The sequence below is a fragment of the Bordetella pseudohinzii genome (assembly GCF_000657795.2).
GTDB classification, from domain to species: domain Bacteria; phylum Pseudomonadota; class Gammaproteobacteria; order Burkholderiales; family Burkholderiaceae_B; genus Bordetella; species Bordetella pseudohinzii.
This window is the reverse complement of sequence record NZ_JHEP02000002.1, coordinates 261,783-284,095: the sequence shown is the minus strand read 5'-3', so window position 1 is coordinate 284,095 and position 22,313 is coordinate 261,783. Positions and strand designations below refer to the sequence as shown.

Sequence of the window (22,313 nt, the reverse complement as noted above, 5' to 3'; positions counted from 1 at the left end):
TGGCATGGCGTTGCGGGGCCCGTCAGGACTGACGGATGAATTCAGCGATTTTAGGGCAGACAAGTTCGCGCCAGCGCCGGCCCGAGAATATCCCGTAGTGTCCCGCGCCTTGCACCGTGTAATGCGTCTTGCGCGCCGCGGGGATGCCGCTGCAGAGCCTGATGGCCGCGCGGGTCTGGCCCTGGCCGGAAATGTCGTCCAGTTCGCCTTCCACGGTAAGCAGCGTGGTCTTCTTGATGGCCTGCGGGCGCACCCGCTCGCCGTCGATCAGCCAGCTGCCCTCGGGCAGGCGGAATTCCTGGAAAACCGTGCGTATGGTGTCGAGATAGAACTCGGCGGGCATGTCGAGCACCGCGTTGTACTCGTCGTAGAAGCGGCGGTGCGCGGCCGCGTCGCTGTTGTCGCCGCGCAGCAGGTGCAGGTAGAACTCGTAGTGCGATTGCAGGTGGCGGTCCGGGTTCATGGCCATGAAACCCGCATGCTGCAGGAAACCGGGGTAGACCTTGCGGCCGGCGCCCGGGTAGTTCAGCGGCACGGCGTGGATCAGCTGGGTTTCAAACCAGGAATAGGGCTTGGTGGTCGCCAGATTGTTGACCTGGGTGGGGGATTCGCGCGGATCGATGGGCCCGCCCATCATGACCATGCTGCGCGGCTGGACCGGCTCGTCGGCGGCGGCCATCAGCGAGATCGCCGCCAGCACCGGCACCGTGGGCTGGCAGACCGAGATGACGTGCAGGTCGGGGCCCAGGTGGCGGATGAAATCCTGGATATACCGGACGTAATCGTCCAGGTGGAAGGGGCCGGCCGAGGCCGGGACCATGCGGGCATCCACCCAGTCCGTCACATAGACATCGTGCGCCGGCAGCAGGGCCCGGACCGTGTCGCGCAGCAGCGTGGCGTGGTGGCCGGACAGCGGGGCGACCACCAGCACGCGGGGATCCTTGCGGGCGGCCGTGCGGCGCAGGTCGCGCTGGAAATGCACCAGGCGGCAGAAGGGTTTGTCCAGCGCCACCGCTTCCAGCACTTTGACCGCGCGTCCGTCAATCGCCGTGCTCTCCAGGCCCCAGGCGGGTTTCTGGTACTCCTTGCCGATGCGGTGCAGCAGTTCGCAGCTGGCGGCCAATTGGCGCGACAGGGGGGTATAGGCCAGGGGGCTGTAGGGGCTGGAGAAGAGTTGCGAGCTTGCGTCTGTGAAAGCGGCCACGGGCCGCAGAAAGGCCCGCTGCATTTCGTGCAATTCGTACAGCATCTGGCAGGAATCCTAGAGAACCGGTGGCTTATTATTGCCGGGGACTATAACGGTATTTCGAGAATGTCTGGTTTGAGGCCGGGAGGCGGTCGGGTTTGTTGTGAAAAAGCACCGGCCCCAGGTGTTCCGGACCCGATTACCAGTAGTTTTCGACCGCCAGATTGCCGGGAATCCCCCGCCGACCCGGCGCAAAGCCGCGTTCGGCCAGCAATTTGCGCGCATCGGCCAGCAGGCCGGGGTTGCCGCAAAGCATGATTTTCACGCGGGCCGGATCCAGCGGCTCGTCGAGCAGGGCTTCCAGCCGGCCGTCGGCCAGCAGCGTGGTCAGCCGCTCCCGCGGCACCCCGGGCAGGGTCTGGCGCGTGGCCACGGGCAGATAGCGCAGCTTGTCCGGCCCTTGCGCGAAATACGGCGCCAGGTCGGGCCGCAAGTGCAGGTTCTCGATTTCCTCGCGATAGGCGAGTTCTTCGGCTTGGCGCACCCCATGCACCAGCGCGATGCGGTCGAAGCGCTGCCAGGTGGCCGGGTCGCGCAGCATGGACAGATAGGCCGACAGGCCCGTGCCCGAGGCCAGCAGCCAGAGCGAGCCGCCGGGCTCGAAGCGGTCCAGGGTCAGAAAGCCGTAGGGTTTCTTCTCGACATAGAGGGCATCGCCTGGGCGCAGCGCGGCCATGCGCGGGCTGAACTCGCCCTCGGGGACGACGATGGAATAGAACTCCAGCCCCTCCTCGCCCGGGGCGCTGACCATGGAGTAGGCGCGCCAGAGGGTGGGCTCGGCGTCCGGCGTGGCCTGCGCCGGCAGGCCCAGGCGGGCGAACTGCCCCGGCAGGAATTCAAACTGGGGGTCGCGCGTCAGCCGCAGGGAAAGCAGCTTTCCGGGGACCCAGATGCGGACATCGGTGACGGTCTGGCGTGTGTATTTGCTATCGGTCATGGCAGGGCGCGGCCGCGGCGCGGTCGCGCGCGGGCTCAACGTTCGAGATGCTGCAGCTTGTCCTGCACGCCGTTCCATTGGTCGGCGTCTGGCAAGGGCTTTTTGGCGCGGCTGATGCTGGCGAATTCGCCGGACAGCTCAGCGTTCAGGGCGATGAACTTCATCTGATCCTGGGGGACGTCTTCCTCGGCGTAGATGGCGTTGGCCGGGCACTCCGGGATGCATACCGCGCAGTCGATGCACTCGTCCGGGTCGATCACCAGGAAATTCGGACCTTCCCGAAAACAGTCCACCGGACAAACATCGACACAGTCGGTGTATTTGCACTTGATACAGTTTTCGGTAACAACGTGGGTCATTCTGGGTAACTCCGGGATCGGGCGGGGCTGGTGCTTTGTCTAATCGGATTTTACCCGAGCGGGGCCGCGGGGCACGATAACCCGGGAAGCGGGCAGGGTGTCCGGGACGGGAGAAACGCCCGATATGCTATGGTTGCCGCAAATAGACCCCCAAGCATCATGATTATCACTTCGCTGCTCGATACCGACCTGTACAAGTTTTCCATGATGCAGGTGGTGTTGCACCATTTCCCGGCCGCCCAGGTCGAATATCGCTATAAGTGCCGCACGCCGGGGGTCAATCTGCGCCCCTACCTGGACGAAATCCGCCAGGAGGTGCATCAGCTGTGCCAGCTGCGTTTCACCGACGAAGAGCTGGATTATCTTCGCGGCCTGCGCTTCATCAAGAGCGATTTTGTCGATTTCCTGGGCCTGTTCCATCTGCCGGAGCGCTGCATTGCCATCGGCGAGGGCAAGGAGCCGGGCGAGATCTCCATTACCGTGAAAGGCCCCTGGCTGCACACCATCCTGTTCGAGATCCCGGTGCTGGCCATCGTCAACGAGGTCTATTTCCGCAATATGCAGCCCAATCCCGACTGGGAAGAGGGCCGCAAGCGCCTGCAGTCCAAGATGCACCTGGTGCTGGACGACCCGGCGCTGGCCGATTTCCGCGTGGCCGAGTATGGCACGCGGCGCCGTTTTTCCAAGCGCTGGCACGAAGAAGTGGTCTCCACCATGAAGGCCCAGATGGGGCCGCATTTCGCCGGCACCAGCAATGTGCTGTTCGCCATGCAGCACAACGTGCTGCCGCTGGGCACCATGGGGCACGAATATCTGCAGGCCTGCCAGGCCCTGGGGCCGCGGCTGCGCGACTCGCAGGTCTTCGCGCTCGAGATCTGGGCCAAGGAATACCGTGGCGACCTCGGCATCGCGCTGTCCGACGTCTATGGCATGGACGCCTTCCTGCGCGACTTCGACATGTATTTCTGCAAGCTGTTCGACGGCGCGCGCCATGATTCCGGCGACCCCTTTGTCTGGGGCGAGCGCCTGCTGGAGCATTACCGCAAGAATCGCGTCGATCCGCGCACCAAGACCCTGGTATTCTCCGATTCGCTGACCTTCCCGCGCGCGATCGAGCTGGCCCGCCAGTTCGCGGGCCGCTGCAAGGTATCGTTCGGGATCGGCACCAATCTCACCAATGACCTGGGGCACCAGCCCTTGCAGATCGTAATGAAGATGGTCCGTTGCAATGGTCAGCCGGTTGCCAAGGTCTCGGATGCGCCCGAGAAGACCATGAGCGATGATCCGGCCTATCTGGCCTATCTGCGACAGGTCTTCCAGTTGCCGCCGGCCTGATATCTTTTTTCATCTCCATCCGCTAAGGGGAAGTTTATGAGCAGCATCAAGCGCTTCAACGTTGAAAAGCGCCTGTCCGACATGGCCGTCTACAACGGCGTGGCCTACCTCGCCGGCCAGGTGCCCGACGACGCCGCGCTGGACATCACCGGCCAGACCGAGCAGGTCCTGGCGACTATCGACCGCCTGCTGGCCGAGGCCGGCACCGACAAGACCAAGATCCTGATGGCCCAGATCTTCGTGGCCAACATGAAGGAATTCGACGGCATGAACAAGGCCTGGGACGCCTGGGTGCCGGCCGGCAACTCGCCCCCGCGCGCCACCGTCGAGGCCCGCCTGGCCAACCCCGACTACAAAGTCGAAATCGTCGTGACCGCCGCCATCGCCTGATGCGCGCAGCCCGCCTGGTGCCTTTCCGGCATCAGGCGTCGGCCCCCAGCAAGAGGGTGGCCGCAAGCAATCCCCCCAATTCTTCCGCGCCGGCCCTGGCGCCCTGGTCCAGATGCTTGGGAGCCAGGATGGCCTCGGGTGTCTGCGCGCCATTGCGCGCGATGAGCGCGGGGGCGATCCGCGCCAGCCGCCAGCCGGTGCAGATGCGTTCGAGCTGGCGCACCGCGCCTTCGCCATCGCTGCCGGCGCTCACGGCGACGCCATAGGGCCGTCCGGCCAGGCGCTCCAGGACGGCGTAATAGCTGCGGTCGAAGAAGTCCTTCATTTCGCCGCTCAGGCTGGCCAGGTTCTCGGGCGCGCAGAAAAGAAAGCCGTCGGCCGCGATCAGGTCCGGTCCCTGCGCCTCATGGGCCTGCAGGCGCCGCACGCGGAAATCATCGTCATGGCCGAGTTCCGCGGCCGTCTTCAGGGCGCCGATTTCGCAGGCCTCGGCCAGCTGGCGCGCCGCGCCCGTGCGCGAGTGCCACACGATGAGCAGTTCTTTCATGACAGCCTCGCCATGGGGTCTTGCCGGTAATAGCTGCGCAGCAGCGCATACCATTGCGGCATGGTCTCGGCCAGGGCCCAGGGGTCGGCGAAAAAATGCTCGGAGCTGACCGCGAAGAATTCCGCCTCGTCGCTGGCCGCGTAGGGATCCAAGGGCAACTGCCCGTACCAGGCATCGGCCTCGGGGCTTTCGGGATCCACATCCGGCGGGATGGCCGCCTCGATCTCGTCCAGGGCCTGGCGAAAGCGCGCCAGGCAGTCTTCCAGCGTATGGCGCCATTGGCGCGGGCGCAGATCGGGATGGGCGGCCAGCTCGGGCATGCCATCGGCAATACCGGCCTGAAGATCCAGCTTGTGGGCGAATTCGTGGATCACCACATTGAAGGCGCCGTCGGCGTTGGCGGCATCATCCCAGGAAAGCACCACCGGACCGCCGTCCCAGGCCTGCCCGGCGGCTTCTTCGAGGTATTCATGCACCACGCCATCTTCGTCCTGCACGGTCTGCGGGATGGCAAAGCCCGAGGGATAGACGATGATTTCTTCCCATCCTTCGTAGAGCCTCGGGTCCAGCTTGAGGATGGGCAGCGCGGCCTGGGCGCAGATCGACAGGCGCATGAAGTCGGTGAGCGCCAGGCCGGCCGCGCCATTGATCTGTTTGCTGGCCAGCAGCCAGGCGGCGCGCGTCCGCAGTTCCTGCAGCTCGGCATCATCCAGCGCGGCGAAAAACGGATGCGCCGCCAGCACGTCCCGCCACAGCGGCTCCGGGATGCGCGCCTGCATCGCGCGGACTTCATCGGCGCTGGCGCCGCGCCCGCCCAACCATCTCAGCATATCCATATTCCCTTCTATCCCGCCTGGCAGGCGGGCTTGGCCAACGCTAGTGTAGAGTGTGCGAAATATTTCTAAAATGTCGGGCACCGACGGGCTTTCATTGCTTGTTGTAGTCCGCTCCCGTCATGGCCTTCAAGACCGGCTCAGGGGGCCCGGCCACATAGCCGTTTCATTGTCTTTCTCGAGTCACTGCCGCGCCGATCATGTCCGCCACCGTAGAGTCTTCGCTGCCCGAGCCCTTTGACCCGGCCTGGCGCCAGGCGGCCAGCGCCGGCCTGGACGAGGCCGGCGCGGCCCTGCTGGCGCGCGCGGCCGCCTGGGCGCTGCCGCGTTTTGGCGATCAGGTGGCGCTCACCGGCGAGAGCCTGGCCCGCCACGCCGCGGGGGCGGCGCGCATCCTGGCCGACCTGCATACCGACGCGGCGACCCGCGCGGCCGCCTTGCTCGCCGCGCTGCCGACCGATCTGAGCGCCCCGGCGCCCGCCTTGCGCAATGACCCGGTGGCCGCGGAGTTCGGCGCCGAAGTGGCCCGGCTGGTGCAGGGCGCGCGCGCCCTGCTGCGCCTGGGCATCGTGGCCCGGCAGGCCAGCGACAGCGCGGCCGATACGGGTTCCCAGAAAGAAATGCAGCGCAAGATGCTGCTGGCCATGGCGGCCGACCTGCGCATCGTGCTGATGCGTCTGGCTTCGCGTTTGCAGAGCCTGCGCTGGCATGCCGAAACCAAGACGCCCTGTAGCCCGGCTTTTGCGCAGGAGACGCTGGATCTCTACACCCCGCTGGCCAACCGGCTGGGCATCTGGCAGCTCAAATGGGAAATGGAAGACCTCTCCTTCCGCTTCCTTGATCCCGTCCGCTACAAGGAGATCGCCAAGCTGCTCGAAGAAAAGCGCGTCGAGCGCGAAGCCTTTATCGCCGATGCCATCGGACGCATGCAGGCCGCGCTGGCGCGCGCCGGCATCAAGGGCGAGGTCAGCGGCCGGCCCAAGCATATCTACAGCATCTGGAACAAGATGCGCCTCAAGGGGCTGGATTTTTCCCAGATGTACGACTTGCGGGCGCTGCGCATCATCGTCGACGATGTGCGCGACTGTTATGCGGCCCTGGCCCTGGTCCATGAGCTGTGGACCCCGCTGCCGGAAGAGTTCGACGACTATATTTCGCGCCCCAAGCCCAATGGCTACCGCTCGCTGCATACCGTGGTGGCCGACCAGGACGGCCGTGCCTTCGAGGTGCAGATACGCACCCATGAAATGCACCAGTTCGCCGAGTACGGGATGGCGGCGCACTGGCGCTACAAGGAGGCCGGCGCGCGGGGCGGCCAGGTGGCGGCGTCCAGCGACTATGACCGCCAGCTGGCCTGGATGCGGCAGCTCCTGGCCTGGAACAGCGATGTCGAGGCGGCCAAGGAAAACCCGCCCGCCGCCAAGGCCGCGCCGCGTTCGGCCGCCCGCCAGGGCGAAGACCGCATCTATGTGCTCACGCCCCAGGCTCGCGTGATCGAGCTGCCCGTGGGCGCGACCCCGGTGGATTTCGCCTATCACCTGCATACCGACCTGGGCCACCGCTGCCGGGGCGCCAGGGTGGATGGGCAGATGGTGCCTTTGCAGACCCGCCTGTCCACCGGCCAGACCGTCGAGATCATCGCCGCGAAATCCGGCGGGCCCTCGCGCGACTGGCTCAATCCCCAGCTGGGCTACCTGGCCAGCCCCCGGGCCCGCGCCAAGGTGCGGCTCTGGTTCAATGCCATCGAGCTGCAGCAGCGGATCACCCAGGGCCAGGCCCTGGTCGAAAAAGAATTGCAGCGCCTGGGCAAGACCGCCGTCAACCAGGAGCAGCTGGCGCAGAGCCTGGGCTTCGCCAAGGCCGATGATCTCTATGTGGCCGCGGCCAAGGAAGAATTCAGCCTGCGCCAGATCGACAGCGTGTTCCAGCAGCCGGCGCCGGCGGCCGATCCGCCGCCGGTGCTCACCCATGCGCGCAGCGCCGACAGCGCCGAGAAGACCGGCAAGAGCGGGGTGCTGGTGGTTGGCGTCGGCTCGCTGCTGACCCAGCTGGCGCGCTGCTGCCGGCCGGCGCCGCCCGATGCCATCCAGGGCTTTGTGACCCGCGGGCGCGGCGTGTCCATCCATCGCGCCGACTGCCACAGCTTTAAGGCGCTGGCCGAGCGCGAGCCCGAGCGTGTCATCGACGTCGAATGGGGCAATACCTCGGATAGCTTCTATCCGGTGGATATCAGCGTGCGCGCCCATGACCGTTCCGGCCTGCTGCGCGACCTCTCCGAAGTCTTTGCCCGCCTGAGGCTCAATGTGGTGGGCGTGAACACCCAGAGCAAGCAATCGCTTGCCCATATGGTGTTCACGGTTGAGGTGCGCGGCGGCGACAGCCTGCAAAAGGCGCTGGACGCCCTGCGCGAGGTGACGGGCGTCTCCTCGGCCGCCCGCCGCTAGGCGGGCGCGCGGCGGCTCAGTGCTCGTCCAGGCGGCGCCCGGACTTGTCTTCGATGAAGAAAGCGGCCGTCAGCCCCAGGGCCACGCCGAACATCACGTAGTAGGCCGGCGCCATCGGCGAGCCCGTGGTCTTGATGAGCCAGGTCACGATGAACTGGGCGAAGCCGCCAAAAATCATCACCGCCACGTTATAGGCCAGCGACAGGCCGACCGAGCGCACCCGCGCCGGGAAGAGTTCCGCCATCACGGTGCTGAACACGCCGAAGAAGGCCGAGACGAAGAGACAGACCACCAGCTGGACCGTCAGCAGCCGTCCGATCGAGGGAGCGTCGGTCAGCCAGGCATAGAGCGGGTAGAGCACGACCAGGTAGCCGATCAGCGAGCCGATCACCAGGGGGCGGCGGCCGATGCGGTCGGACCAGGCGCCCATGAAGGGCGTCAGCACCACCATCACGGCCGCGCCCGCCATCTGCACCAGGAAGGTTTCGCTCATGGGCAGATTGAGGATCTTGGTCGAGAAGGTGACCAGGTAGGTGAACGTGATGTAGATCGACACCGTGGCGGTCACGACCAGGCCCACGCCGATCAGGGTTTCGCGCGTGTGGCGGGCCAGCATCTGGCCCAGGCTCAGGCGCTGGGCCGGGGCTTCGGCCGCCTGGGCCTGGATGCGCTTGAAGACGGCGGTCTCATCGACGTTGCGGCGGATGTAGATGGCGATGGGCACGATCACCAGGCCGAAGGCGAAGGGCAGGCGCCAGGCCCAGGCCTCGATCTGCTCGGGCGTGAAGATTTCGGTGATCAGGGTGCCGAAGGCCGCGCCGATGAGCAGGGCCAGCATCTGGCCGGCCATCTGCCAGGAGCCGTAAAAGCCGCGGCGCTGGTCCGGGGCCATTTCGATCAGCAGGGCGGTGGACGTGCCGAATTCTCCGCCGGCCGAAAAGCCCTGCAGCAGGCGCGCGATCAGGATGAAAATCGGGGCCAGAATACCCGCGGCATGATAGGTCGGGGCGACGGTGATCAGGGCGATGGACACCGCCATCAGCGAAGTCACCATCACCATGGCGGCCTTGCGTCCCTTGCGGTCGCCGTACAGGCCCAGCAGGATGCCGCCCACGGGGCGCATGAAAAAGCCCACGCCGAAAATGGCCGTGGTCATCAGGATGGAGTTCAGTTCGCTGCCGGGCACGCTGGGATCGACAGGGAAAAACAGCTTCGCGATGATGGGCGTCATGAAGGCGAAGACCAGAAAGTCATACCACTCCAAGGCATTGCCGATGACGGCGGCCACGATATTGCGGGTGGGAACTGCATGCTGCTGCACGATGAATCCTTAGGGGAGGGGGCCAGAAGGGGGCGATTTTAGGGGGAAAACGGCCAAATGTCCGTGCCGGGCCGCCGTCATACCCAAATAGGCCCGGCACACTTTGGGCAGCTGGCCTAAACTTGGGGTTTTTCTCAAGGTTAGGCGAAATGAACGCGCGCACTTGGTTGCAGACCCTGGTCGGCTTCGATACCACCAGCCGGAATTCCAATCTGGCCCTCATCGAGACCACCCGCGACTGGCTCAAGCAGCAGGGTGTGGAGGCTTGGCTGGTGCACAACGCCGAGCGGACCAAGGCCAATCTCTTTGCCACCCTGCCGGCGGCCGATGGCAATACCCAGGGCGGCATCGTGCTGTCGGGGCATACCGATGTGGTGCCCGTCGACGGCCAGGAATGGTCGACCGATCCTTTCAAGCTCGTCGAGGCCGACGGCCGTCTCTATGGGCGGGGAGCCTGCGACATGAAGGGCTTCATCGCCGTGGCGCTGGCCATGGTGCCGGAATACCTCGCCATGCGGCGCGCCAAGCCCATCCACCTGGCATTCTCCTATGACGAGGAAGTCGGCTGCGCCGGCGCGCCCTATATGATCGCGGACCTGCACGATCGCGGTATCCGCCCCGAGGGCTGTGTCGTGGGCGAGCCGACCGGCATGCAGGTCGTGGTGGCGCACAAGGGCATCAATCTGTTCCGCTGCCGGGTGCACGGCAAGGCGGCCCACTCGTCGCTGACGCCGCGCGGCTGCAACGCGATCGAATACGCGGCCCGCCTGATCTGCCATATCCGCGACCTGGCCGACAGCTTCAAGGCCAATGGCCCCTACGATCAGTTCTACGACGTGCCTTTCTCGACCATGACCACCAACCAGATCCAGGGCGGTATCGCGGTCAATACCATTCCGGAATTCTGCGAGTTCTCCTACGAGTTCCGCAACCTGCCGGGGATGCCGGCCGACGAGATCCAGGCCCAGGTCGAGCGCTATGTCGCCGAAACCCTGCTGCCGCGCATGCGCGCCGAGTTCGGCGAGGCCGCCATCGACATCGAGCGGGGCGCCTCGGCGCCCGGCCTGGAGGCCTCCGAAGAGGCGGCCATCACCCAGCTGGTCCGCGCGCTCACGGCCGACCGCGGCACGCGCAAAGTGGCCTATGGCACCGAAGCGGGCCTGTTCCAGGGCATAGGCATCCCGACCGTGGTCTGTGGTCCGGGCCATATCGAACAGGCCCACAAGCCCGATGAATACGTGGCGCTGGACCAGCTCGCCGACTGTGAAACCTTCCTGCGCAAGCTGGGCCAGGCGCTCTGATCGTCGCCCGGGCGGGCGGGCCGCCCCGGCCCTGTCATGCTCGGGTAAAATGTCAGGTTGCTAAACCGGCGCCGGTTGACGGCAGGCATAGGGCCTGCCGCCGTGCCAGGCGCCGGGTGGATATCAGGTAGACCAGGTGAAACCTTACGACCTTCCGGATGCGAAGGGCCATTTCGGCCCCTATGGCGGCGTTTTCGTTGCCGAGACGCTGATGCATGCCTTGGACGAGCTGCGCGCTGCCTACGACCAATATCGTGTGGACCCGACCTTCATCGAAGAGTTCAACTACGAGCTCAAGCACTTCGTCGGCCGGCCCAGCCCCGTCTACCACGCTGCCCGATGGTCGCAGAAGCTGGGCGGCGCCCAGATCTGGTTCAAGCGCGAGGACCTCAACCACACCGGCGCGCACAAGGTCAATAACTGTATCGGCCAGGCCTTGCTGGCCAAGCGCATGGGCAAGCCGCGGGTCATCGCCGAGACCGGCGCGGGCCAGCATGGCGTGGCGTCGGCCACCGTGGCGGCCCGCTATGGCATGGAATGCGTGGTCTACATGGGCAGCGAGGACGTTCGCCGCCAGGCTTCCAATGTGTATCGCATGAAGCTGCTGGGCGCGCGGGTCGTGCCCGTCGAGTCCGGCTCGCGCACGCTCAAGGACGCCCTGAACGAAGCCATGCGCGACTGGGTCACCAATATCGAAAACACCTTCTATATCATCGGCACGGTGGCCGGTCCGGATCCCTATCCGCGCATGGTGCGCGACTTCCAGACCGTGATCGGCAAAGAGTGCCTCGAGCAGATGCCCGAGGCGGCCGGCCGCCAGCCCGACTACGTGGTCGCGGCCGTGGGCGGCGGCTCCAACGCCCTGGGCATCTTCCACCCCTATATTCCCTACGAGGATGTGCAGCTCATCGGCGTCGAAGCCGCCGGCGAGGGCATGGACAGCGGCCGCCATGCCGCCTCCCTGGCCGCCGGCCAGGTGGGGGTGCTGCACGGCAACCGCACCTATGTCATACAGGACGCCGACGGCCAGGTCCAGGAGACGCATTCGGTGTCGGCGGGCCTGGACTATCCCGGCGTCGGCCCCGAGCACGCCTGGCTCAAGGACAGCGGGCGCGCCAGCTATGTCGGCATCACCGACGACGAGGCCCTGGCGGCCTTCCATGATTGCTGCCGCATCGAGGGCATCATGCCCGCGCTGGAGTCTTCGCACGCGATTGCGCAGGCGGTCAAGATGGCCCCCACGCTGCCGCGCGACAAGATCATCCTGGTCAACCTGTCGGGCCGCGGCGACAAGGACATGCACACCGTCGCCGAGCGCGGCGGCATCGAGCTGTAAAAACCATGAGCCAACGTATTGCCGCCGCTTTTGCCCGCGTGACCGAATCCGGCCGCGCATCGGCCTTGATTCCCTATATCGCCGCGGGGGATCCCTCGCCGGCGGCCACCGTGCCGCTGATGCACGCCCTCGTCAAGGCGGGCGCCGACATTCTCGAACTGGGCGTGCCGTTCTCGGATCCCATGGCCGATGGTCCGGTGATCCAGCGGGCCGCCGAGCGCGCCATCGCCCAGGGCATGGGGCTGGCGCGCGTGCTGCAGGCCGTGGCCGAGTTCCGCCGCCAGGATGACAGCACGCCGGTCGTGCTGATGGGCTATGGCAACCCGATCGAACGCATGGGCCAGCAGGCTTTCGTGCAAGCCGCCCGCCAGGCCGGCGTGGACGGCGTGCTGGTGGTCGATTACCCGCCCGAAGAAATGGACGAATTCGGCGCCGCGCTGGACGCCGCCGGCATCGCCCCGATCTTCCTGCTGGCGCCCACGACGACCGAGGCCCGCATGCAGGCCATCGGCCGTGTCGCCCGCGGCTATGCCTACTATGTTTCGCTCAAGGGCGTCACCGGTTCGGCCAGCCTGAACACCGACGATGTCGCCCAGCGCCTGGCCCTCATCCGGCGCCATATCGGCGCGCTGCCGATAGGGGTGGGCTTCGGCATCCGCGATGCCGACAGCGCCAGCCGTATCGCCCGCCATGCCGATGCCGTGGTCATCGGCAGCAAACTCATCGAAACCATGGAGCAGGCCGTGGCCAACGTGCCGCCTGCCCAGCAGACCGACGCCGCCATACATGCCGCCAGCCTCTGGCTGGGCAGCATCCGCGCGGCGATGGACCAAGTCAAACGAGAGCGCGCGCCGGTCTGAGCCCGCGCAAGCCGTCTACAGGAAAAAACCATGAGCTGGATCGAAAAACTCCTGCCGCCCCGCATCAACAAGACCAGCGACAGCGGTGTGCGCCGCGTGCCCGAAGGCCTGTGGGTCAAGTGCCCGTCCTGCGAGTCCGTGCTCTATAGCGAAGACCTGGCGGCCAATCTGCACGTCTGCCCCAAGTGCAGCCACCATATGCGCATCGGCGCGCGCGCCCGCATCGACTCCCTGCTGGACGTCGAGGGCCGCGTCGAAATCGGCCAGACCACACGCTCGGTCGATTCGCTCAAGTTCAAGGACACGCGCAAGTATCCCGAGCGCATCCAGGAAGCCATGAAGCAGACCGGCGAGACCGACGCGCTGGTCGTCATGAGCGGCTCCATCCGGGGCGTTCCGGCCACGCTGGCCTGCTTTGAGTTCGAGTTCATGGGCGGCTCCATGGGTTCGGTGGTCGGCGAGCGCTTCGTGCGCGGCGTGAAGGCCGCCATCGAGAACAAGACGTCCTTCATCTGCGTGGCGGCTTCGGGCGGCGCCCGCATGCAGGAAAGCCTGCTGTCGCTCATGCAGATGGCCAAGACCAACGCCATGCTGACCCAGCTGGCCCGCAACGACCTGCCTTTCATCAGTGTGCTCACCGATCCCACCATGGGCGGCGTATCGGCCAGCTTTGCCTTCATGGGCGATGTCGTCATTGCCGAGCCCAAGGCCCTGATCGGTTTCGCCGGCCCGCGCGTGATCGAGCAGACCGTGCGCGAAAAATTGCCGGAAGGCTTCCAGCGCGCCGAGTTCCTGCTGCAAAAGGGGGCCATCGACATGGTGGTGGACCGCCGCCAGCTGCGCGAAGAACTGGCGCGGCTGCTGGCCCTGTTGACCAACCAGCCCGCCGACATCGTTACCGCGGCCTGAGCGGCGGCTCGGGCCTGAGGGCGGCAATCCCCTGGGGGGTGCCGCCCTTTTACTTTTCCATCGGCAGACATAATCGCGCACGATTGCGCAATGCCATGTCGGGTTTTCCTGCGGCCATGTTGCCTGGGTGATACATTTGTATCCGGGGCGTCCCTGCTTTCTGCTAAGGTTGCATTTGTCTGTTTGCACAGATTGACAGCACTTTGGAGTTCATATGCACGGCCTGAACAAGAAAATCGCGTTGACTGGCATCGCCGCCTTGCTGCTGGCCCTGGCGGCCGGCACGGCCCGGGCGCAACAAGGCAGCGAAGGCGGCGTCAGTGTCCATTACGGCATCGGCGAGCACTACCAGCGCATCACCCTCAACTACGAAACGCCCACGTGGTGGAGCTACCAGTTCGGCAGCAACTGGGGCCGTCTGGACCTGAATGGCGAGTTCGGCGGATCGTATTGGTGGGCCAATGGCTCGCGCGACCCCGGCCATGTCTGGCAGGCCAGCGCCATCCCGATGTTCCGCTGGTGGGCGAACGACCGCTTCTATCTCGAGGCAGGCATCGGCGCCACGGTCTTCTCCAGCACCCGCTTCGCCGACAAGCAGATCGGTTCGGCCTTCCAGTTCGGCGACCATGTCGGCCTGGGTTTCCTGCTGACCCAAAGCAGCCGGATCGGCCTGCGCTATTCGCATTTCTCGAATGCCAATATCAAGAAACCCAACCCGGGCCTGGATGTGGTCCAGCTGACCTATACCTATCAGTTCTGAGCCGGGCCCCGCCCAGGATAAAGACGTCCCCGGACGCAAAAAAAACCGCCAGGCTTTCGGCCTGGCGGTTTTTTCTTGGGGCGTGCCGCTTAGTGGCGGGTTTCCACCTGGACCAGGGGAACCGACGACACTTGAGCCACGGGCTTGCGCTCGCGGCCCAGGCGCACCGGCGCCTGGTCGGCCGCGCTGCGCGCCTGGGATTGCGCGTGGCGCGCCGGATCCGTCTGGACCCAGGTCAGGCCGGCGGCCTGGACCACGGCATTCAAGGCCGCATCGCCGACCACGATGGGCGCGGCGGCCGGGCTGGCGACGGCCGGCATGGGCTGCGCCGGCGCGGTTTGCACCGGTTCGGGGGCGGGCGCGGCGGCCGTTTCGACCGCGGCCGGGGCAGGCTCAGGCTCAACGGCGGCCGGCGGTTCGGCCGCAAGGGCCGGCTCCGCGGCAACGATCGGCTCGGCGGCCGGCGAAGCAGGGGCGGTTTGCACCGGCTCGGCGGCAACGGGCGCCTGCGCCGCGGGCGCTTGGGGCTCAGCCACGGGCGCTTGCGGTTCGGCGGGCGCCACGGGGGCGGCGGCTTCGCTGGCCGCGGCGGCGTCGGCCGTGGCTTGAACCTCGGCGGCCTCCACCTTGACCGGCTCGGAGGCGGCGGTCACGCCGTAGGCCGGCGCCGGGATCAGCGCGTTGCGGGCGCTGTCGCCTTCTTCCGCGTCATCGCCGGCTTCGATGGGCTGGCCATCGGCATCCAGCGTCGCGCCTTCTTCCTGGCTGCGGCGACCGCGGCGGCTGCGGCGACGGCGGCGCTTGCGCTCCGGATCGGCCTGGCCTTCGCCTTCGGCGCCCACAGGGGCTTCGTTGTCGGCTTCGGTGGCTTCCACCTCGGCGGCGGCAGTCTCGGGAGCCGTGCTCGGCAGGGCCGACGCCACGGTTTCAGCCAATGCGGCCACCATGGTTTCCTGTTCGCTCATCGTTTCGGCGGCGCCTTCCTCGCGTCGGCCGCGGCCGCGGCCACGGCGATTGCGGCCGCTGCGCGGCGTGGACTCATCGCCGGTTTCCGGGGCGGAGGGACGCGGGGCCTGGGCATCGGCGTTGCGGGCCTGGCGCGCTTCGGCGCGTGCGTCATTGCGCGATTCGTTGCGCGATTCAGCACGCGGCTCGCCGCGCTGCGCTTCGCCGCGGGCGTTCTCGCCGCGCGCCGTCTCGCCACGCGCCTCGTCCTGGCGGCGGCCGCCGCGCACATGGCGCTGCTCCAGGCCTTCGCCATCGCCGCCGCGGCGGTTGCGGTTACGGTCGGAACCATGGCGCTCGCCACGGCGTTCCTGGCCGTCGTGGGCACGCTTGTTGCGATTGCCGCCGGCGCCGCTGCGCTTGGCTTGCTCGGCCGGCTTGTCGGCCGGCTTGGCCTGCTCGCCGCCGCCGGACAGCCAGTTGATCAAACGCTTGAACAGGCCGCCAAAGCCGGCGCCTTCGGCGGCCTTGGCCGGGGCGGCGGGCGCGGGGGCGGACACCGGCGCGGGCTGCGCCGGGGTGATGCCCTTCACCAGGGCCTCGGGGCGCGCCTTGACCTCATGCTCGCGCGGGCTCCAGGTGACGTCGGTGGCGGGGGCCTCGGCCAGCTCGAAGCTGGTCTTGGTCTCTTCCAGGCGCGGGTCGTCGTGGCGCAGGCGCTCGATATGGTGATGCGGGGTCTCCAGGTGCTTGTTCGGGATGAGCACCAGGTTGACCTTCAGGCGGGCTTCCATCTTGGCGATATCGGCGCGCTTTTCGTTCAGCAGGAAGGTGGCCACGTCCACCGGCACTTGAGCGTGCACGGCGGCGGTGTTTTCCTTCATGGCTTCTTCTTGCAGCAGGCGCAGCACATGCAGGGCGCTGGACTCGGCGTCGCGGATCACGCCGGTGCCGTTGCAGCGCGGGCAGGTGATGTGCGAGCCTTCGTTCAGGGCCGGGCGCAGGCGCTGGCGGGACAGCTCCATCAGGCCAAAGCGCGAGATCTTGCCCATTTGCACGCGGGCGCGGTCAAAGTGCAGCGCATCACGCAGGCGCTGTTCGACAGCACGCTGGTTCTTGCTGTCTTCCATGTCGATGAAATCGATCACGATCAGGCCGCCGAGGTCGCGCAGGCGCAGCTGGCGGGCCACTTCGTCGGCGGCCTCCAGATTGGTGCGCAGGGCGGTTTCCTCGATGTCGGCGCCGCGCGTGGAGCGGGCCGAGTTCACGTCGACGGCGACCAGGGCTTCGGTGTGGTCGATCACCACGGCGCCGCCCGAAGGCAGCTGCACCGTGCGCGAATAGGCCGTCTCGATCTGGTGTTCGATCTGGAAGCGCGAGAAGAGGGGGATGTCGTCGCGATAGCGTTTGACGCGCTGGACGTTGTCCGGCATCACGACGCTCATGAAGGCCGTGGCCTGATCGGCGATCTCGTCGGTATCGATCAGGATTTCGCCGATTTCAGGCGAGAAATAGTCGCGGATGGCCCGGATGACCAGGCTGGACTCCAGATAGATCAGGATGGGCGCGGCGTTGTCGCGCGCGGCGCCATCGATGGCCGTCCAGAGTTGCATGAGGTAGGCCAGGTCCCATTGCAGCTCTTCCACGCTGCGGCCGATGCCGGCCGTGCGGGCGATGATGCTCATGCCTTGCGGCACATCGAGCTGCTCCATCGTGTCGCGCAGTTCCTGGCGGTCTTCGCCCTCGACGCGGCGCGAGACGCCGCCGCCACGGGGGTTGTTGGGCATCAGGACCAGATAGCGGCCCGCCAGCGAGATGAAGGTGGTCAGGGCGGCGCCCTTGTTGCCACGCTCTTCTTTTTCGACCTGGACGATCAGTTCCTGGCCTTCGCGCAGCGCGTCCTGGATGCGGGCGCTGCGGACGTCGACGCCGTCCTTGAAGTAGCTGCGGGCCACTTCCTTGAAGGGCAGAAAGCCGTGCCGGTCTTCGCCGTAATTGACGAAGCAGGCTTCAAGGCCGGGTTCGATGCGGGTGATGACGCCTTTATAGATGTTGCCTTTGCGCTGTTCGCGGCCGGCGGTTTCGATATCAAGGTCGATGAGCTTTTGCCCATCGACAATTGCGACGCGCAGTTCTTCCTGGTGCGTCGCATTAAACAGCATGCGCTTCATGAGTGCGGTTCTCCGTTGTCAGGACGCGCCGATATCGGCGCGTGACCTCGGGTCACTCGGGCTGCGGCTGAAGCAGGCAAGAAGAATGCGGACCGTACCCGGGCGTCGCCCAGGCGTATCCGCCGCGCGTCACGCGGGCACGTCGTGCCAGGAGGCACGGGGTTCTGGCAGCAGGGGGGTCAGCTTCACTGATGTGGTTTGACGGAACGGTTGCTGTGAACGTCAGATGCTTCAAGGCATCTGGTGCGTAATAAATATTCGACGATTCTTGCTGTGCTTCAAGCCGCTTGCGGCTGGCAACGGATCTCTGCCAGGAAGGCGGGCACTGCATGCCACACCACCGTCCGGCAGATCGCGGTTGCGCCGGCGACCAAGTAAACCCAGGAGCTGAACGGAGACAGTACAATGGTGGCCCGCGCATCCGACGGAGACGCGCGAATCTCTCCGCATCTCAACGCCAGGCAAAACGGTTTCACACCCGCAAGAGCCTCTGTAGTTCAGCCCCGTAAGGCTGTCCCGATTATATGCCGCTTTCCGCAATGCGCAAACAGACTTCCCCTGCGCTTCCCTCTGTACGTATGGTCGAGGTCGAAGCCGGCCAGGAAGGCCAGCGCCTGGACAATTTCCTGCTGCGCCTGTGCAAGGGCGTCCCCAAAAGCCATATCTATAAGGCCATCCGGGGCGGCGAAGTCCGCGTCAACAAGGGACGGATCAGTGTCGACTATCGCCTTGCGGTGGGCGACGTGGTCCGCGTGCCGCCCCTGCGGCTGCCGGATCCGGGCAAGCCCAGGCCCGTGCCGGCTTCGGAGTTTCCGATCGTCTACGAAGACGACGCCATGCTGGTGGTGGACAAGCCGGCGGGCGTGGCGGTGCACGGCGGCAGCGGCGTGTCCTTTGGCGTCATCGAGCAGTTGCGGGCCGCCCGTCCCGACGCCCGCTTCCTGGAGTTGGTCCACCGGCTCGACCGCGAGACCTCGGGCCTGCTCATGGTCGCCAAAAAGCGCAGCGCCCTGCTTGCCCTGCACGCCATGCTGCGCGAAGGCAAGGGCGGCAAGCGCTACCTGGCCCTGGTCGAGGGCGATTGGGTCAACGACAGGCAGCACATCCGGCTGGCGCTCAGCAAATGGACGACCCAGAGCGGCGAGCGCCGGGTCAAGGTCGATCCCGAGGGGCAGGCCGCCCATACCATCGTCACGCTCAAGCAGCGCTTCGGGGGCTATAGCCTGGTCGAGGCCGAGCTGCGCACCGGGCGCACCCACCAGATCCGGGTGCACCTGGCCGCCAGCGGCTTTCCCATCGTGGGCGATGACAAATACGGGACGGATGAGGTGAGGGCCGCCTTCGCCCGCCGGGGTTTCAACCGCATGTTTCTGCATGCCTATCAATTGACGCTGGACCACCCGCTGACGGGTGAGCGCTTGGACCTGGTGGCGGAATTGCCCGCCGCCTGTCGCAAGTTGTTGCAGCAACTGGAGACAGCCTGATATGTCGTACGCAATGGTGGTGTTCGATTGGGACGGCACCCTCATGGATTCCACCCACAGCATCGTGGCGGCCATCCAGGCGGCCGCCCGTGACCTCGAGCTGCCCGTTCCGACGGCCTCGGAGGCCAGCTGGGTCATCGGCCTGTCGCTGGAAAGCGCGCTCAAGCGCGCCGTGCCCCAACTGACGCCGGCGCTCATGCCGCGCTTTCTGGAGCGCTACCGCATCCATTACCTGCTGCGCGATCCCGAGCTGCGCCTGTTCGAGGGCGTGCGCGAACTGCTCGAGAGCCTGGCCAAGCAGAATGTCCGCCTGGCGGTCGCCACCGGCAAGAGCCGGGTCGGCCTGAACCGCGTGCTGGCCGCCACCGGCCTGGGGCCGGTGTTTGATGCCACCCGCACCGCCGACGAGACCTTCAGCAAGCCTCACCCCGAGATGCTGCACCAGCTGATGCGCGACCTCGATGTGGACCCGGGGCGCGTCGTCATGGTCGGCGATACCACCCACGATCTGCAGATGGCCCTGAATGCCGGCGTGCATGGCCTGGGCGTGTCCTATGGCGCTCACAGCCTGGATGAGCTGCGGGCCTGCAGCGCCCAGGCCGTCGTGGACAGCGTGCCCGAGATGGCGCAATGGCTCACGCCCCGGATTGCCGTCTGACCCTGCGCCTGGGCAATATCGGACCCGGCGTTCGGCCATGGCGGGGAATTTCCACGGCTCGCGGCACGTCTATATCTCTATAGCACCGCGGGCCCGGCCCGCCCACCGGAGACCCCCATGCTGATCCGTCCATCCTCGCCCATCCTGCCTTCCGAGATCACGCCCGAAGGGGTCTGGCGTTCGCGCCGCGAGTGGATGGCGCGCAGCGCCGCCGCCGCGGCCGCCCTGGGCATGGCCGGGTGGGCGCAGCGCCAGGCCTGGGCCGAAGCGGGCGCTTTGCCGGGAAAGTCCGTCCCCGAATTTACCGTCAGCGACAAGCCAACCCCCTTCAAGGACGTTTCCTCGTACAACAACTACTACGAGTTCGGCCTGGACAAGGGAGATCCGCAACGCGCCGCCGGCGCCCTCAAGACCCGCCCCTGGACCGTCAGCGTCGAAGGCGAGGCAGGCAAGCCGCGCAGTTTCGATATCGACGAGCTGCTCAAGCTTGCGCCCATGGAAGAGCGGGTGTATCGGCTGCGCTGCGTCGAGGGCTGGTCCATGGTGATTCCCTGGGTGGGCTATTCGCTGTCGCGCCTGCTCAAGCAGGTCGAGCCCACCGGCAATGCCAAGTATGTCGAATTCACGACGGTGACGCAGCGCGAAACCATGCCGGGCCTAGATTCCCGCGTCCTGGACTGGCCCTATACAGAAGCCTTGCGCATGGACGAGGCCATGCATCCCCTGACCATGCTGGTCTTCGGTGTCTATGGCAAGGTCCTGCCCAACCAGAACGGCGCTCCCTTGCGGCTGGCCGTGCCCTGGAAATACGGCTTCAAATCGGCCAAGTCCCTGGTGCGCATCCGCTTGCTGGAGCAGGCGCCGCGCAGCAGCTGGATGAAGGCCGCGCCACAAGAGTACGGCTTTTATGCCAACGTCAATCCGCAGGTGCCGCATCCGCGCTGGAGCCAGGCGACCGAGCGCCGCATCGGTGAAGACGGCATTTTCAGCCCCAAGCGCCCGACGCTGATGTTCAATGGCTATGCCGACCAGGTGGCCTCGCTCTACCAGGGCCTGGACCTGAAACAGAACTACTGAGGCGGCGCATATGGGGCAGACATCGATCCGCATGGTCGGACGGGCCAAACCCTTGCTGTTCCTTCTGGGGCTGGCGCCGGCCGCGCGCTGGGTATGGCTGGGCCTGCATGACGGCCTGACGGCCAATCCCGTGGAGTTCCTGACCCGCTCCTCGGGGACCTGGACACTGGTCTGCCTGCTGGTCACGCTTGCCATCACCCCCTTGCGCCGCCTGTTTCAGCTGCCGGCGCTTTTGCGCCTGCGCCGCATGTGCGGCCTGTTCGCGTTTTTCTACGGGGCCTTGCACTTCATGGCCTGGCTATGGTGGGACAGGGGGCTGGAGCTGGCCTCCATGCTGCGGGACCTCGGCGAGCGGCCCTTCATTCTTGCGGGCTTCACGGCCTTCGTGCTCATGACGGCGCTGGCCCTGACATCCACCCAATGGGCCATGCGCCGGCTGGGGCGGCGCTGGCAGCAGCTGCACCGGGCGGTCTATCTCATCGGCCTGCTCGCCATCCTGCATTTTTGGTGGCACAAGGCCGGCAAGAACGACCTGCGCGAGCCGCTGATCTACGGCGGCGTGCTGCTCTTGCTGCTGGGGTGGCGCGTGGCGGCCTGGCTGGCCCGCCGCCGCGCCGCGCTCAAGGCCGGGCCTGCATCGATTGCATGATGGCCGCGGTTTCCGCGTCGGGCTCGCCGTCGTGGCGCGCCGGCCGGTAGTGCATCTGGAAGGCCGCCAGCACATTGCGGGTGGCGCGGTCCAGCTGTCCGTGGCGCGGCGCGTCATAGCCCAGGCGGGCCAGTTCCGCCTGAAACCAAGCCACGTCGGGCAGGCCCTCGGTTTGCAGCCGCGGCATCCGTTCGGCCGCGGCGGCCTCGTCATACCAGCGGCCGATGCCGGCCTGGGCCAAGGCCCGCCACGGAAAATCGGGGCCGGGGTCCAGCTTGCGCTGCGGGGCGATGTCGCTATGGCCCACGATGTTTTCGGGGCGGATGCCATGGCGCTCGGCAATGTCGCGCAACAGGCGCGTCAACGCCGTGATCTGCGCGGGCGCGTAAGGCGCGTAGCGCTTGCCGCCATCCGGCTGGTCTTGCCAGCCCGGGTTGACGATCTCGATGCCGATGGAAGTGAAGTTCAGCGAGCTCTGCTCGAACCACCGGCTGCTGCCGGCGTGCCAGGCGGCGCGGCTTTCATCCACCAATTGATACACCCGGGTGTCGGGTCGGGCGCTGACGAGATAGTGCGCGCTGACCTCCCCGCGCGACAGCAGGCGCAGCGATTCCGCGTCATCGGCCGAGGTGTAGTGCAGCACGATATAGCGCACCCGGCTGCTCTGGCCGCTGGCGGTGATCGAGCGGTCCACCCCGCCGGCGCATCCGGCCAGCAGGGCGCAGGCAAGCAGGAGCCAGGCCCGGCGCAT

At 66.6% G+C, this 22,313-nt stretch carries 20 protein-coding genes; 12 read left to right on the top strand and 8 right to left on the bottom strand.

Annotated features, from left to right (window positions below):
* Positions 1 to 22: 22 nt before the first annotated feature.
* The 3 genes from L540_RS03500 to fdxA form a co-directional block, all read right to left on the bottom strand.
* Positions 23 to 1,249, bottom strand: a complete 1,227-nt coding sequence (locus L540_RS03500; protein WP_043212579.1) for a polyhydroxyalkanoate depolymerase — start codon at positions 1,247 to 1,249, stop codon at positions 23 to 25.
* A gap of 136 nt (positions 1,250 to 1,385) precedes the next feature.
* Positions 1,386 to 2,183, bottom strand: coding sequence for a ferredoxin--NADP reductase (locus L540_RS03495; RefSeq protein ID WP_043212581.1), 798 nt, complete (start codon positions 2,181 to 2,183; stop codon positions 1,386 to 1,388).
* 35 nt (positions 2,184 to 2,218) lie between these two features.
* Positions 2,219 to 2,542 (bottom strand): ferredoxin FdxA, encoded by a 324-nt coding sequence (gene fdxA, locus L540_RS03490; protein WP_043212583.1) that lies wholly within the window; start codon positions 2,540 to 2,542, stop codon positions 2,219 to 2,221.
* A 159-nt stretch (positions 2,543 to 2,701) separates the two neighbouring features.
* Between fdxA and pncB the strand changes: the two genes are divergently transcribed.
* Both pncB and L540_RS03480 read left to right on the top strand, forming a co-directional pair.
* Complete coding sequence (pncB, locus tag L540_RS03485) at positions 2,702 to 3,877, top strand: nicotinate phosphoribosyltransferase (protein WP_043212584.1); 1,176 nt, start codon at positions 2,702 to 2,704, stop codon at positions 3,875 to 3,877.
* Between the two features lie 36 nt (positions 3,878 to 3,913).
* On the top strand, positions 3,914 to 4,267 hold the full coding sequence (locus tag L540_RS03480) for a RidA family protein (RefSeq protein ID WP_043212585.1): 354 nt from the start codon (positions 3,914 to 3,916) through the stop codon (positions 4,265 to 4,267).
* A gap of 31 nt (positions 4,268 to 4,298) precedes the next feature.
* Here L540_RS03480 and L540_RS03475 read toward each other — a convergent pair whose 3' ends face one another.
* Positions 4,299 to 4,814 carry a flavodoxin family protein gene (locus L540_RS03475; protein ID WP_043212587.1) on the bottom strand — a complete coding sequence of 172 codons (516 nt, stop codon included), beginning with the start codon at positions 4,812 to 4,814 and terminating at the stop codon, positions 4,299 to 4,301.
* The gene (locus tag L540_RS03470; RefSeq protein WP_043212588.1) at positions 4,811 to 5,644 is read right to left on the bottom strand and encodes a M90 family metallopeptidase; all 834 of its coding nucleotides are present in this window, start codon (positions 5,642 to 5,644) and stop codon (positions 4,811 to 4,813) included. Before L540_RS03470 ends, L540_RS03475 begins: the two co-directional genes overlap by 4 nt.
* 203 nt (positions 5,645 to 5,847) lie before the next feature.
* Here L540_RS03470 and L540_RS03465 point away from each other — a divergent pair, with 203 nt between their 5' ends.
* The gene (locus tag L540_RS03465; protein WP_043212590.1) at positions 5,848 to 8,091 is read left to right on the top strand and encodes a RelA/SpoT family protein; all 2,244 of its coding nucleotides are present in this window, start codon (positions 5,848 to 5,850) and stop codon (positions 8,089 to 8,091) included.
* 16 nt (positions 8,092 to 8,107) lie between these two features.
* Here the strand turns inward: L540_RS03465 and L540_RS03460 are convergent, their stop codons facing one another.
* Positions 8,108 to 9,412 carry an MFS transporter gene (locus L540_RS03460; RefSeq protein ID WP_043212592.1) on the bottom strand — a complete coding sequence of 435 codons (1,305 nt, stop codon included), beginning with the start codon at positions 9,410 to 9,412 and terminating at the stop codon, positions 8,108 to 8,110.
* Between the two features lie 149 nt (positions 9,413 to 9,561).
* Here L540_RS03460 and argE point away from each other — a divergent pair, with 149 nt between their 5' ends.
* The 5 genes from argE (at position 9,562) to L540_RS03435 (ending at position 14,578) form a co-directional block, all read left to right on the top strand.
* Entirely contained in the window at positions 9,562 to 10,713 is a 1,152-nt protein-coding gene (argE, locus tag L540_RS03455; protein WP_043212594.1) for an acetylornithine deacetylase, read from the top strand.
* Positions 10,714 to 10,849: 136 nt separating this feature from the next.
* A complete protein-coding gene (gene trpB / locus L540_RS03450; protein WP_043212595.1) occupies positions 10,850 to 12,049 on the top strand; it encodes a tryptophan synthase subunit beta in 1,200 nt (399 codons plus the stop codon).
* Positions 12,050 to 12,054: 5 nt separating this feature from the next.
* Positions 12,055 to 12,909 (top strand): tryptophan synthase subunit alpha, encoded by an 855-nt coding sequence (trpA, locus tag L540_RS03445; protein ID WP_043212597.1) that lies wholly within the window; start codon positions 12,055 to 12,057, stop codon positions 12,907 to 12,909.
* Positions 12,910 to 12,939: 30 nt separating this feature from the next.
* Positions 12,940 to 13,818: an acetyl-CoA carboxylase, carboxyltransferase subunit beta gene (gene accD / locus L540_RS03440; RefSeq protein WP_043212599.1), complete on the top strand. Its 879-nt coding sequence runs from the start codon at positions 12,940 to 12,942 to the stop codon at positions 13,816 to 13,818.
* A gap of 214 nt (positions 13,819 to 14,032) precedes the next feature.
* Positions 14,033 to 14,578, top strand: a complete 546-nt coding sequence (locus L540_RS03435; protein ID WP_043212601.1) for an acyloxyacyl hydrolase — start codon at positions 14,033 to 14,035, stop codon at positions 14,576 to 14,578.
* Positions 14,579 to 14,667: 89 nt separating this feature from the next.
* Here L540_RS03435 and L540_RS03430 read toward each other — a convergent pair whose 3' ends face one another.
* On the bottom strand, positions 14,668 to 17,694 hold the full coding sequence (locus L540_RS03430) for an Rne/Rng family ribonuclease (protein WP_043212603.1): 3,027 nt from the start codon (positions 17,692 to 17,694) through the stop codon (positions 14,668 to 14,670).
* 524 nt (positions 17,695 to 18,218) lie between these two features.
* On the opposite strand from L540_RS03430, the gene L540_RS03425 reads away from it, so the two are divergent.
* From L540_RS03425 to msrQ, 4 genes are all read left to right on the top strand, one after another.
* On the top strand, positions 18,219 to 19,178 hold the full coding sequence (locus L540_RS03425) for an RluA family pseudouridine synthase (RefSeq protein ID WP_109842516.1): 960 nt from the start codon (positions 18,219 to 18,221) through the stop codon (positions 19,176 to 19,178).
* A 1-nt stretch (position 19,179) separates the two neighbouring features.
* Positions 19,180 to 19,836, top strand: coding sequence for an HAD family hydrolase (locus L540_RS03420; protein ID WP_043212607.1), 657 nt, complete (start codon positions 19,180 to 19,182; stop codon positions 19,834 to 19,836).
* 117 nt (positions 19,837 to 19,953) lie between these two features.
* Positions 19,954 to 20,913, top strand: a complete 960-nt coding sequence (gene msrP / locus L540_RS03415; RefSeq protein WP_043212610.1) for a protein-methionine-sulfoxide reductase catalytic subunit MsrP — start codon at positions 19,954 to 19,956, stop codon at positions 20,911 to 20,913.
* Between the two features lie 10 nt (positions 20,914 to 20,923).
* Complete coding sequence (gene msrQ, locus L540_RS03410) at positions 20,924 to 21,562, top strand: protein-methionine-sulfoxide reductase heme-binding subunit MsrQ (protein ID WP_043212612.1); 639 nt, start codon at positions 20,924 to 20,926, stop codon at positions 21,560 to 21,562.
* Here the strand turns inward: msrQ and L540_RS03405 are convergent.
* On the bottom strand, positions 21,534 to 22,313 hold the full coding sequence (locus tag L540_RS03405) for an N-acetylmuramoyl-L-alanine amidase (protein ID WP_043212614.1): 780 nt from the start codon (positions 22,311 to 22,313) through the stop codon (positions 21,534 to 21,536). The genes msrQ and L540_RS03405 overlap by 29 nt on opposite strands.